11 protein-coding genes are annotated in these 12,557 nt (G+C 70.7%); 5 read left to right on the forward strand and 6 right to left on the reverse strand.

Features of this window, described 5'->3' with window-relative positions; translation table 11 throughout:
- Positions 1–112: 112 nt before the first annotated feature.
- Together rpsD and IOE58_RS10860 are read right to left on the reverse strand one after the other, a co-directional pair.
- Entirely contained in the window at positions 113–739 is a 627-nt protein-coding gene (gene rpsD, locus IOE58_RS10855) for a 30S ribosomal protein S4 (RefSeq protein ID WP_193866400.1), read from the reverse strand.
- A 133-nt stretch (positions 740–872) separates the two neighbouring features.
- Complete coding sequence (locus IOE58_RS10860; protein ID WP_193866401.1) at positions 873–2,243, reverse strand: replication-associated recombination protein A; 1,371 nt, start codon at positions 2,241–2,243, stop codon at positions 873–875.
- Positions 2,244–2,448: 205 nt separating this feature from the next.
- On the opposite strand from IOE58_RS10860, the gene IOE58_RS10865 reads away from it, so the two are divergent.
- Both IOE58_RS10865 and IOE58_RS10870 read left to right on the forward strand, forming a co-directional pair.
- Positions 2,449–3,873, forward strand: coding sequence for an Nramp family divalent metal transporter (locus IOE58_RS10865; protein ID WP_228019705.1), 1,425 nt, complete (start codon positions 2,449–2,451; stop codon positions 3,871–3,873).
- Positions 3,874–3,885: 12 nt separating this feature from the next.
- Positions 3,886–4,929, forward strand: a complete 1,044-nt coding sequence (locus IOE58_RS10870; RefSeq protein WP_193866402.1) for an L-idonate 5-dehydrogenase — start codon at positions 3,886–3,888, stop codon at positions 4,927–4,929.
- Here IOE58_RS10870 and IOE58_RS10875 read toward each other — a convergent pair.
- The 3 genes from IOE58_RS10875 to IOE58_RS10885 form a co-directional block, all read right to left on the reverse strand.
- Positions 4,913–5,989 (reverse strand): quinone-dependent dihydroorotate dehydrogenase, encoded by a 1,077-nt coding sequence (locus tag IOE58_RS10875; RefSeq protein WP_228019767.1) that lies wholly within the window; start codon positions 5,987–5,989, stop codon positions 4,913–4,915. The genes IOE58_RS10870 and IOE58_RS10875 overlap by 17 nt on opposite strands.
- Before the next feature lie 156 nt (positions 5,990–6,145).
- A complete protein-coding gene (locus tag IOE58_RS10880) occupies positions 6,146–6,559 on the reverse strand; it encodes a hypothetical protein (protein ID WP_193866404.1) in 414 nt (137 codons plus the stop codon).
- Positions 6,556–6,918: a hypothetical protein gene (locus IOE58_RS10885; protein WP_193866405.1), complete on the reverse strand. Its 363-nt coding sequence runs from the start codon at positions 6,916–6,918 to the stop codon at positions 6,556–6,558. Before IOE58_RS10885 ends, IOE58_RS10880 begins: the two co-directional genes overlap by 4 nt.
- A gap of 129 nt (positions 6,919–7,047) precedes the next feature.
- Between IOE58_RS10885 and IOE58_RS10890 the strand changes: the two genes are divergently transcribed.
- The 3 genes from IOE58_RS10890 to sucB all read left to right on the forward strand — a co-directional run bounded on the left by IOE58_RS10890 (position 7,048) and on the right by sucB (position 11,914).
- Positions 7,048–8,505: a leucyl aminopeptidase gene (locus tag IOE58_RS10890; protein ID WP_193866406.1), complete on the forward strand. Its 1,458-nt coding sequence runs from the start codon at positions 7,048–7,050 to the stop codon at positions 8,503–8,505.
- Positions 8,506–8,626: 121 nt separating this feature from the next.
- Positions 8,627–10,030: a dihydrolipoyl dehydrogenase gene (gene lpdA, locus IOE58_RS10895; protein WP_193866407.1), complete on the forward strand. Its 1,404-nt coding sequence runs from the start codon at positions 8,627–8,629 to the stop codon at positions 10,028–10,030.
- Positions 10,031–10,057: 27 nt separating this feature from the next.
- Entirely contained in the window at positions 10,058–11,914 is a 1,857-nt protein-coding gene (sucB, locus tag IOE58_RS10900) for a 2-oxoglutarate dehydrogenase, E2 component, dihydrolipoamide succinyltransferase (RefSeq protein ID WP_193866408.1), read from the forward strand.
- An 88-nt stretch (positions 11,915–12,002) separates the two neighbouring features.
- Here sucB and IOE58_RS10905 read toward each other — a convergent pair.
- A partial coding sequence (locus tag IOE58_RS10905) for a hypothetical protein (RefSeq protein ID WP_431831701.1) occupies positions 12,003–12,557 on the reverse strand: 555 nt, incomplete at its 5' end.

The following is a 12,557-nucleotide window of genomic DNA, read 5'->3' on the forward strand; positions in this document are numbered from 1 at the left end:
CATGCTCACGGGCATGCGGGGGAAGAGCTGTTGTTCGGACGCGAAGGCCCCGGTCAGGGTACCGGAGTACGCCTGCCGGGGCCTTCGTGAGCCTGGGCTGAAGCGGAATGCGTCAGCGAGCGTAGTACTCGACGACCAGCGGGACCTCACAGGTCACGGGGACCTCGGCGCGCTTGGGGCGGGAGACCAGCTTGGCCTTGAGCTCGGCCAGCTCCACCGACAGGTACGAGGGCACGGAGGCCAGCACATCGGCGTTGCCGCCCTCGGCAGCGATCTGGAACGGCTCCATGGCCTGCGACTTGGGCTTGATCTGGATGGTCTGCCCCGGCTTCACGCGGAAAGAGGGGCGGTCCACCAGCTTGCCGTCGACCAGCACGTGACGGTGGGTCACGGCCTGACGGGCCTGCAGGATGGTGCGGGCGAAGCCGGAGCGCAGCACGAGGGCGTCCAGGCGCATCTCGAGCAGCTCGATCATGCTCTCACCCGTCAGGCCGGACTCCTTGCGGGCGTCCAGGTAAGCGCGGTGCAGCTGCTTCTCGCGCAGGGCGTACTGCGCGCGCAGACGCTGCTTCTCGCGCAGACGCACGGCGTAGTCCGACTCGGTGCGGCGACGGGCGCGGCCGTGCTCGCCCGGGGGGTACGGGCGCTTCTCGAAGTACTTGATCGACTTCGGCGTGAGCGGGAGCCCGAGGGCTCGGGACAGACGCGCCTGACGGCGCGCACGGGTGACGTTGGTCACGAGGTATACCTCTTGTTCGCGTGGTGTGAATCCAGTCTTGCAGCCGCGGATTCAGCCGCTCAGACTACCCCAGCCAGGGGCGCAGCTCAATGCTCGGCGGCGCAGGTCGTCCCCGGTTTCCCTGTGCAGTCGCTCACGCTCGCCCGCCGCGGACGATCCGGCGCAGCGCCTCCACCCGCCGGGCCACCTCGGCCTCCGCGCCGTGGGTGCCGGGCCGGTAGTAGTCCACGCCGATCAGCTCGTCCGGCGGGTACTGCTGGGGGGCGACCCCGTGGGGCGCGTCGTGCGCGTACACGTACTCCTTACCGTGGCCCAGGTCCTTCGCACCGGAGTAGTGGGCGTCCCGCAGCGCCGGGGGCACGGGGCCCGCCTTGCCCGCGCGCACATCGGCGATGGCCGCGTCGATCGCCTTGTAGGAGGTGTTGGACTTCGGGGCGGTGGCGATGTGCACGACGGCCTGCGCCAGGGGAATGCGACCCTCAGGCATGCCCAGCATCTGCACCGCCTGCATCGCGGCCACGGCCACCTGCAGCGCGGTGGGATCGGCCATCCCCACCTCCTCGCTCGCCGCGACCACCACGCGGCGCGCGATGAAGCGGGGGTCCTCCCCCGCCTCGATCATGCGGGCCAGGTAGTGCAGGGAGGCGTCGACGTCGCTGCCGCGCATGGACTTGATGAACGCACTGGTCACGTCGTAGTGCTGATCCCCTGCCCGGTCGTAGCGCAGGGCCGCGCGGTTGACCGCTTGGGCCAGCGTGGCGGCGTCGACCTCACGGGAGTCCTTCATCAGGGCCGCCGCGGCCGCGGCCTCGAGGGAGGTGAGGATCTTGCGGGCATCCCCGCCGCCCAGGCGCAGCAGGGCCTCCCGGGCGTCGTCGGCGAGGGTCACCGCGCCGTCCAGCCCCCGCGGTGAGGTCAGAGCGCGGTCCACCAGCTCGTCGAGGTCCTCCCGCGCCAGCGGCTCCAGGGTGAGCACGATCGAGCGGGACAGCAGGGGCGAGATCACGGAGAAGTAGGGGTTCTCGGTGGTGGCGGCCACCAGGGTCACCCACCGGTTCTCGACGCTGGGCAGCAGGGCGTCCTGCTGGGACTTGGAGAAGCGATGCACCTCGTCGACGAACAGCACCGTCTCCTTGCCGGTGGTGCGCAGGCGGGAGCGGGCGCGGTCCACCACCTCGCGCACCTCCTTCACCCCGGCGAGCACGGCCGAGAGCTCCACGAACTCGCGATCGCCCGAGCTGGCCACCACGTACGCGAGCGTGGTCTTGCCGGTGCCGGGCGGCCCCCACAGGATCACCGAGGAGGGGGCCGTGCGGGAGTCGTCGGCGGCCACCAGTCGGCGCAGCGGGCTGCCGGGCTCGAGAGCGGCGTGCTGGCCGACGACCTCGTCGAGCGAGCGCGGGCGCATCCGCACCGCGAGCGGCGCACGATGGTCCCGATTGCGGTCGGAGAGGGTGCGCGGGGCGGGTGCATCGCCCGCCAGCGAGAACAGGTCCTCCTCCATCCCCCCAGCGTAGTCCGCTCCTGTGACAGGCGGACCGGCACGAGCGGGAGCCGCCCTCCTGTGGCGCGCATCCCGATTGGCAACGGAGGGGAACCTACCGGCCGGTCCCCGCGGCCGTCGCTACTGTTCCTGGATCGACCGACGGCGGTCGAACGGCTTCGACCGACGGCGGTCCATGGCCGAGCACTCACCGAGGACGGACGCGATGACGCACTCCACCCCCAGCGACCCGGTGCTGGACACCGCGCGTATCCGCGACCCCTACCAGCTCGATCCGGCGGACATCCAGGATCCGCCCCGCACCTTCCGCGGCGCGCTGAAGTTCCTGGGCCCAGGCATGATCACCTCTGCGGCCGTGGTGGGCTCCGGCGAGCTGCTGACCGCCACCACCCTGGGCGCCCAGGTGGGCTTCCTGTTGCTGTGGCTAGTGCTGGTCTCGACCTTCGTGAAGGTGTGGGTGCAGATCGAGCTGGGCCGTTGGACCATCTCCACCGGCCGCGTCGCGGGCTCCGGCTACAACGACGTGCCGCCGCGCATCGCGAAGCGGGGCTGGATGGCCTGGCTGGTGCTGCTGATGTTCGTCCAGTTCATGACCAGCCAGGCCGGCGTGATCAGCGCTGCCGCTTTCGCCTTCTCCTCCCTGCTGCCGATCGGGCCGGATCCGTACTCGTTGGTGTCCATCGGCGCCTGGGTGGCGATCCTGGTGGTGATTGCCGTGGTGATCCACTACGTCAACCGGTACACCCTGGTCGAGGGGCTCTCCACCGTGCTGGTAGTGGCGGTGACCGGCTTCGCGATCCTGGTGGTGTTCCTGCTGCAGGGCACCGAGTGGGCGTGGAGCGTGGGTGATCTGGCCGGTGGCATGCGCTTCCAGATCGCGGTGGGTGCCTTCGGCGTGGCCCTGTCCATGTTCGGCTTGACCGGTGTGGGCGCCGGTGAGGTCACCGCCTACACCTACTGGTGCGTGGAGAAGGGCTACGCCGCCTGGACCGGCCCGAAGGACGACACCCAGGAGTGGGTGGACCGTGCCCGCGGCTGGATCGGCGTGATGAAGCTCGACGCGTGGGTGTCATGGGCGGTGTACACCCTGTCCACTGCCGCCTTCTACATCCTTGGCGCTGCCGTGCTGCATCCTCAGGGCCTGATGCCCGAGGGATCGGACGTGATGACCACGATCGCCTCGATCTTCGACTCCGCGGTCGGCCGGTGGGGTGCGGTGGTGTTCCTGATCGGTGCGGGCACGGCACTGTTCAAGACCATCATCGCCAACGTGCCCAGCCTGGGGCGGCAGGTGGGCAATACGCTGGCGGTGTTCGGGGCCTTCGACTGGGAGGACCAGAAGGTCCGCGACCGCTGGATGCGCTGGATCATGATCGTGCTGCCCATCCTGTGGGGTCTGTTCGGCACCATCGTGCGCTCCCCGCTGCCGCTGGTGATCCTGGCCGGCATCCTCAACTCGATATTCCTGATCGGCGTGGCGATCTCCACCCTGTACCTCTCCCGCACCCAGACCGATCCGCGCGTCCGCGACGGACTGCCGTTCAACGCCATGGTGGTCATCTCCGCCATCGCCATCACACTGGTCGGCGTGATCGGCCTCTACAGCACCATCGCCGACCTGCTCGGCTGAGAAGGGAGCACCATGCTCGCCGTCGTCGTCCATGCCCCCGGTGACCTCCGTGTGGAGGAGGTGCCCGATCCCGTCCCGGAGCCCGACGAGGTGCTGCTGCGGATGTCCTTCGGCGGCATCTGCGGCTCCGACATCGCCTACTGGCGCAGCGGCATCAGCGGCACCGCGGTGCTGAAGGATCCGCTGATCCTCGGCCATGAGGTCTCCGGCACCATCGAGGCGGTCGGCGAGGACGCCCTCGCCGCGGTGGAAGCGGCCGGGCTGGGGACCGGCTCCGCGGTAACCGTGCACCCGGCCACCCTCGTCGGCCGGTACCGGATGCCGGCCGAGATCGCGGATCGCACCAACCTGTGGCCGCAGGTCCGCTACTTCGGCTCGGCCGCGTTCGATCCGCACGAGCAGGGCGGCTTCTCCACCCTGCGCGCCGTGCGCCCGGACCAGCTGCGGGCGGTGCCCGCGGGCGTCACCCTGGAGCACGCGGCCCTGGCCGAGCCCTTCGCGGTCGCCCTGCACGCCGTCGCCCGCGCCGGTGACGTCTCCGGTCGCAGCGTGCTGGTCAACGGGGCCGGCCCGATCGGGGCCCTCGCTGTGGCAGCGGCCCGGCTGGCCGGTGCCGATCGCGTCGTCGCGGCCGACCTCTCCCCGGCCGCGCTGGAGATCGCCCGTGCCATGGGCGCCGACGGGACGGTCGACGTCGGCGCCGGTGACGCACTGCCCGCCGACGTGGACGTGGCGATCGAGGCCTCCGGCGCACCCCGCGCCCTGGGCGGGGTGGTCGCAGCCGTGCGCCGCGGTGGCGTGCTGGTGCAGGTGGGGAACCTCCCGGCCGGCGAGGTGCAGGCCAGCCTGGGCGGGATCGTCACCCGGGAGATCGAGTACCGCGGCTCCTACCGCTTCGTCGACGAGATCAGCGGCGCCCTGGAGGCCATGGCGGGAGGTCTGGACGTCTCCCCGCTGATCACCCACACGGTCCCGCTGGACAGGGCCGTCGAGGGCTTCGAGATCGCAGCGGATCGCTCCACCGGATCCTCGAAGGTGCTCATCGACCTGCGGTGAGCGCCCTCGCGATGCGACCCGGCCATGAGGGCCCCTCGTAGATCAGTGCCGTGTAGCCCTGCACCAGGTCGGCGCCTGCGGCCAGGCGTGCGGTGACATCGGCCGCGGTGGTGACCCCACCGCAGCTGATCACCACGGAGCCTGTCGGCAGCTCCTCGCGCAGCAGGCGCAGCACCTCCTCGGAACGGCCCGCCAGGACGGGGCCGGAGAGCCCACCGGCACCGATGCGCTCGATCCGGGCGCGGTCCTCGCGCAGGCTCTGGGGACGCTCGATGGTGGTGTTGGTGGCGATGACGCCGGCCAGGCCCAGTTCGGCCACCAGACGCGCCACCTCCCGCACGTCATCGTCATGGAGGTCGGGAGCGATCTTCACCAGCACCGGCACGGCACGACGCAGCCGCCGCTCGGAGCGGGCCGCCTCCTCGAGGACCGCCCTCAGCACGGGCCGCAGCGACTCCACGGACTGCAGGTCGCGCAGGCCGGGAGTGTTGGGGCTGGACACGTTCACGGCGAGGTAGCTGGCGTAGGGGGCCAGGGTGCGGGCGGAGAAGCGGTAGTCCTCAGCCGCGTCCTCGAGCGGGGTGGACTTCGACTTGCCGATGTTCACGCCGATCACGGCGCGCTGCCCGCGCTCGCTGCGCCGCACGCGCGAGAGCCGCTCGGCCAGCTGAGCGGCACCGCGATTGTTGAACCCCATGCGGTTGATCAGTGCGCGGTCCTCCACCAGGCGGAAGCACCTCGGTGCGGGGTTGCCCGGCTGCGGACGCGCGGTCACCGTCCCCACTTCCACGTGGCCGAAGCCCAGGTCCAGCAGAGCCAGCGGCACCTCGCCGTCCTTGTCGAACCCGGCGGCGAGACCGAAGGCGTGGGGGTGACGCAGACCCAGCACCTCGGGCCCCTCGGCCGCGGCGCGCACCGGGTCGGGCACGCGGAACAGCGCCCTCAGCAGCAGGCCGCTTCCGGGCAGGGCGGAGACCAGCTGGAGAGCGTCCACGGTGAGATGGTGCGCGCGTTCGGGGTCGATGCGGCCCAGCACGTGGCGGAACACGAGCGGGTACAGACCGCGGGAGGCAGGAGTCGGGGAGATCACGGGGTCACGGTACGTGCTCGGCGGGGCACCGCGCGCCCCTTTCGTCCTGCGAACGATTCCCGACGGCATCGCGTGCACGGGGGTGCGGCGACCGAACGGCGGTGAGGCGGCGCTGCCCTCGGGGGATCAGCGCGAGCGCTGCCGCATCAGGTAGGTCAGCGCGACCACGGGCAGGAGCAGCGGGATGAACCCGTAACCGATGCCGTAGACGGACCACACCGTGTCGTCGGGGAACAGAGAGGGTGCCAGCACGCTCACCGTTCCCACGCAGACCACGCCGACCAGCTCCAGCACCACCAGCCACAGGGCTGCCCGGGATCCGTCCCGGCCCCTCACCAGCGCGATCGTCACCGCGATGTAGGTGATCGCCGCCAGCAGCGAGAGCGAGTAGGCCAGCGGTGCGGCATCGAAGTCGCGCAGGATCTGCACCAGGCTGCGGGCGGTCGCGGAGATCGCGAAGATGCCGTAGACGATCACCAGCACCGTGGTGAAGCCTCGCGAGCGGGATGCGCGCGCGCCCGTCGGTCCGTGAGGGCTCATGCGAACCCTCCCGGCCAGATCTGCTCGAGTCGCATCGCCAGCACGGTCAGGGTCACGGCGACCACGCCGATGGCGAGGCTCCCCCAGCGGGTGCGCTCCCAGATGCCCAGCCAGGCGCCCCCGATGGGCAGCACCACCCCGGTGAGCAGGTATCCGTACAGCGTGACCGGGTCGGTCACCTCCCCGCCGCCGAGGTCGCGCATCACCAGCCCCAGCCCGAGCACCACCCACACCACCAGCACCAGGGCGGCCGCGCCCAGCAGCACCAGGTCCGCGGCGAGGTCGCGCAGCGTGTAGTAGGCCGCAAGGGCCGCAGTCAGTCCGCACACCACGTACAGCACGATCATCAGCACCTGCATGGGTGGCGTCGTCCTCCTCGGCCCGGGATCGGGTGGATCCGGGTGTCGATGCTGCGGCCATCCGCTCGCCCGCCCCACGGGCGGCCGGCGACCGAACGGGGTGTCGGGGCCGACGCCTACGATAGATGCATGCCAATGATCAGTGTGTCCACAGCTTCCGTGCGCGACGTCGAGGCCGACGTCCTCATCCTCCCGCTGCTGAGCGGGAAGGACGATTCCCCCGCCAGCGTTCCCGGTGCGCCCGAGGTCACCGAGGCGATCGCCGCTCTGGAGCCGAGCAGCGCCCGCGGCGACGTGCACCGCATCCCCTCCTTCTCACTCGCCGCTGCCGGGTCCCTGCTGCTGGTCGGCGTGGGCGCCTCCTCGCTGGACGAGGTGTCGGCCGAGGATCTGCGCCTCGCGTACGGCGCCGCCTCCCGCGTGCTGACGGGCGTCGGCACCGCCGCCCTCGCGCTGCCCGGGGGCAGCGCCCAGCAGCTCGCCGCGGCCATCGAAGGGGCTGCGCTCGGCGCCTACGCCTTCAACGCCCACAAATCGGAGTCCTCCAAGGCGAAGCCCGCTGTGGAGTCGCTGGTGGTGCTCGCCGAGGACGAATCCGCAGCCACCACCGCCGCGGAGCGGGCGGACGTGCTCGCCGGAGCCGTCGGCATCGCACGGGACCTGGTCAACACTCCCCCGAACCTGCTCTACCCGGCCGAGTTCGCCCGTCGGGCCCAGGAACTCGTGGAGGATCTGCCGATCACCGTGACCGTGCTGGACGAGAAGGAGCTGGCCGAAGGCGGTTACGGCGGCATCGTCGGCGTGGGCCAGGGCTCCAGCCGCCCGCCGCGCCTGGTGCGCCTGGAGTACGCGCCCGAGGGCGCCGCTCAGTCGGTCGCCCTGGTGGGCAAGGGCATCACGTTCGACACCGGCGGCATCTCCATCAAGCCGGCTGCGGGCATGGACGAGATGACCTCCGACATGACCGGCGCCGCCACCGTGCTGGCCGCCACCGTGGGCGCGGCTCGCCTGGGCCTGGGCGTGAGGATCACCACCTTCCTCGCACTGGCCGAGAACATGCCGGGCGGTGGCGCACAGCGTCCCGGTGACGTCGTCACCATGCGCAACGGCATGACCGTCGAGGTGCTCAACACCGACGCCGAGGGTCGAATGGTGATGGCCGACGCCCTCGTCGACGCCGTCGCCACCGAGCCGGACCTGGTGATGGACGTGGCCACCCTCACGGGCGCGGCGATGGTGGCACTGGGCAAGCGCACCGCCGCGGTGATGGGCACCGAGGCCGCGCGCGAGGCGGTGATGGAGGCATCGGCTCAGGCAGGCGAGCCGTTCTGGCCGTTGCCCTTCCCGGCCGAGCTGCGCGCGGACCTCACGGGTCGGGTCGCGGATCTGCGCAACATCGGCGAGCGCTGGGGCGGCGCGCTCTCCGCGGGAGTGTTCCTCAAGGAGTTCGTGGGAGAGGCCGAATGGGCTCACCTCGACATCGCCGGCCCCGCCTTCTCCACCGCACCGCTGGGCTACATGGGCAAGGGGGCGACCGGTATGAGCGTGCGCACAGTCCTGCAGGTGATCGAGGACCGCGCCCGCTGACCGAACGTCCGAGCGCACTGTACGGCGCCGCCTCGTGCCCTAGCATGGGTCTCGAAGGCGGCGCCGTCCGGTTGGGCCGGGCGCACAGGCCGCGATCATCACTCAGCGAGGGAGCACACAGGTGGCTGCAACGACCACTGACCAGTTCGACGTCGTGATCCTGGGGGGTGGCAGCGGGGGCTACGCGGCTGCGCTGCGCGGCGCCCAGCTCGGTCTGACCATCGCCATGGTGGAGAAGGACAAGCTCGGCGGCACCTGCCTGCACCGCGGCTGCGTCCCCACCAAGGCCATGCTCCACGTCGGCGAGGTCGCCGACGCCCCTTCGGAGGGCAAGGACCTCGGCCTGGACATCTCCCTCAACGCGGTCGATGTCGAGAAGGTGCTCGGCTTCAAGGACAAGGTCATCGGGCGTCTCTACAAGGGCCTGCAGGGCCTGGTGAAGTCCCGCGACGTCGAGTACGTCGAGGGCTTCGGCCGCCTCACCGGCAAGAACCAGGTCACCGTGGAGACCGGCGACGGCGAACGGGTGCTGACCGGCAAGAACATCGTCCTTGCCACCGGTTCCTTCTCCAAGACCCTGCCGGGCATCGAGCTGGGCGGTCGGATCCTGGACTCGGAGGCCGCGCTGCAGCTGCCCGAGGTGCCGAAGAACCCGATCATCCTGGGCGGCGGCGTCATCGGCGTGGAGTTCGCCTCGGTGTGGAAGTCCCTCGGCGCCGAGTCGGTGACCATCGTGGAGGGCTTGCCCCACCTGGTGGCCAACGAGGACGAGTCCCTCTCCAAGGCCCTTGAGCGCTCCTTCAAGAAGCGCGGCATCAAGTTCTCCCTCGGGGTGTTCACCGAGAAGGTGGAGCCCAGCGACTCCGGCGTCAAGGTCACCCTGGCCGACGGCACCGTCTTCGAGGGCGACTACCTGCTGGTGGCGGTGGGCCGTGGCCCCGTCACCAAGGACCTCGGCTACGAGGAGCAGGGCATCGAGATGGATCGCGGCTTCGTGCTGGCGGACAAGGGGACGCTGGAGACCAGCGCGCCCGGCATCTACGCCGTGGGCGACATCGTACCCGGCCTGCAGCTGGCTCACCGCGGGTTCCAGCAGGGCATCTTCGTGGCCGAGCTCATCGCCGGGCAGAACCCCGCCCCGATCGTGGAGTCCGGGATCCCCCGCATCACGTACTGCGAGCCGCAGCTCGGCTCCGTGGGACTGACCGAGAAGCAGGCGAAGGAGCAGCTGGGCGACGACGCCGTGCAGACCTACGAGTACAACCTCGGCGGCAACGGCAAGTCCCAGATCCTCGGCACCACCGGCTTCATCAAGCTGGTCCGTGAGAAGGATGGCCCCATCGTGGGTGTCCACATGGTCGGCTCGCGCATGTCCGAGCTGATGGGCGAGGCGCAGCTGATCGTCAACTGGGAGGCCTACCCCGAGGACGTCGCCTCCCTGGTCCACGGCCACCCCACGCAGCACGAGGCCATGGGCGAGGCCGCACTGGCCCTCGCCGGCAAGCCCCTGCACGCCCACGCCTGAGCCTGACGCCACCAGAAGGAGAACATCATGTCCGAAACCGTGAAGATGCCCGCACTGGGCGAGTCCGTCACCGAGGGAACCGTCACCCGGTGGCTGAAGTCCGTGGGCGACACCGTCGAGGTGGATGAGCCCCTGCTGGAGGTCTCCACCGACAAGGTCGACACCGAGATCCCCTCCCCCGTGGCCGGGACCATCGAGAAGATCCTGGTCGAGGAAGACGAGGACGCCGAGGTCGGCGCTGATCTGGTCGTGATCGGCGACGGTTCCGGCTCCGACGACTCCGGCTCCTCCGACAACGGTGCCTCCGACGAGGAGTCCGAATCATCCGAGGGCGAGGACCTCGCCTCCGATGAGACCGTGGCGCCCTCCACCTCGCAGGAGACCCCCGCCGGGGAGGACGAGAAGCCCGCCGACAAGGAGCCCGACTCCAGCGACAGCGGCTCTTCCGGCGAGGCCGGGAAGACGTCCTCGGGTGGCGCCGCCTCCGGTCAGGAGGTGACGATGCCCGCACTGGGCGAGTCCGTCACCGAGGGCACCGTCACCCGGTGGCTGAAGTCCGTGGGCGACACCGTCGAGGTGGACGAGCCCCTGCTGGAGGTATCCACCGACAAGGTCGACACCGAGATCCCCTCCCCCGTGGCCGGCACCCTGCTGGAGATCCGGGTCGAGGAGGACTCCGACGCCGAGGTCGGTGCCGTGCTCGCGATCGTGGGCGACAAGAGCGCCGCCTCCTCCGAGGAGCCGGCCGACGACGCCCCCAAGGCCGAGGAGAAGCCCGAGCCCTCCGAGGAGAAGAAGTCTGAGGAGAAGCCCGAGCCGAAGGCGGAGGAGAAGAAGTCCGAGCCTGCCGAGGACAAGACCGAAGCGCCCAAGGGCGAGGAGAAGCAGGATCCGTCGGCTCCCGCCTCCGCGCCGAAGGCCGCGGACTCCGTCAGCGGTGCCGAGGGCTCCGGCTACGTGACCCCGCTGGTGCGCAAGATGGCCTCCGAGGCCGGTATCGACCTGTCCTCGGTCAAGGGCACGGGCCTGGGCGGTCGCATCCGCAAGCAGGACGTGCAGGAGGCGATCGACGCCGCCGAGCAGGCCGCATCCGCTCCGGCGGCCACGCAGCAGGCAGCCCCTGCTGCTCAGGCCCCGAAGCAGGCCCCGAAGGTGGAGGTCTCCCCGTTGCGCGGCACCGAGGAGAAGATGAGCCGGATCCGCAAGATCACCGCGAAGCGCATGGTGGAGTCCCTGCAGACGCAGGCCCAGCTCACCACCGCCGTCGAGGTGGACATGACCCGCGTGGCGAAGCTGCGCAGTGCGGCCAAGGACGCCTTCGCCCAGCGCGAGGGCGCCAAGCTCACCTTCCTGCCGTTCATCATGATGGCCGCGGTGGAGGCGCTGAAGACCTACCCGAAGATCAACGCCGAGATCGACGGCGACATGATCAAGTACAACGCTTCCGAGAACATCGGCATGGCAGCGGACACCGAGCGCGGCCTGGTGGTGCCGGTGATCAAGAACGCCGGCGATCTGAACCTGGCGGGTCTGGCCCGTCAGATCGGCGAGCTCGGCGGCAAGGCGAAGAACAACAAGCTGGGGCCGGACGATCTCTCCGGTGCGACGTTCACCATCACCAACACCGGTTCCGGTGGCGCCCTGTTCGACACCCCGATCGTGCCCAACCCGCAGGTGGGCATCCTGGGTTGCGGCACCATCGTCAAGCGTCCGGCCGTGGTGCAGAACGCCGAGGGCGATGACTCCATCGCCATCCGCTCGATGATGTACCTGTTCCTCTCCTACGACCACCGACTGGTGGACGGCGGCGATGCCGCGCGCTTCCTCACCCACATGAAGAAGCGCCTCGAGGACGGCGCGTTCGAGGCCGAACTCGGTCTGTGAGCAGTGGGGTCGCCCTGAGGCGGCTCTGAGGTCGGCAGGGGCCGGCACCGCGAGGTGCCGGCCCCTGCTCGCATGTGCGCGAGAGAGCTCAGCCCACGGCGTCGGGCACGGGGGTGGCCGCTTCGATCCACCAGGTGCTGCCGTCCCAGCGCAGCTGCAGGTGCACGGTGGCGCGCTCGGTGGCAGGGATGCTACGGGTGGTGCCGTCCTGGCCGACGGTGGTGAGCTCAGCGGTGGAGGTCTCGAGGCTGAGCACAGCGGTACCCTCCGAGGCGGAGTGCTCGACCAGGCCGGCGCCGTGGATGCGAGGCTCGCCCCCGCTGACGGTGACGGGCGCATACGCGGCGCGCACCGCATCGTCCTGCTCCTGGGCGGGACTGCCCTGCGCAGCCACCGGCGTCTCGCTCTCGCCGGTGACGTAGAGGTGCCGCGCAGCCGCGAGCTCAGCGGCCAGGGCGCCCGGATCCTCGATCACCGGCCCGTTCCTGCGCGCGGGCGCATCCGGCGACCCGGGGGGAACGTTGTCGTCCTGCGACACCGGTGCTTCCGGATCGGGTGCGGCCGCGGCCGGCCCCCGATGCGCGCTCGGCGGCGGGGCCCCCGCATCGGGCCGCTGCAGAGCCCAGCCGCCGATGCCCAGCAC

Origin of the sequence: Brachybacterium epidermidis, assembly GCF_015209585.1 — a bacterium.
GTDB classification, from domain to species: Bacteria; Actinomycetota; Actinomycetes; order Actinomycetales; family Dermabacteraceae; genus Brachybacterium; species Brachybacterium epidermidis.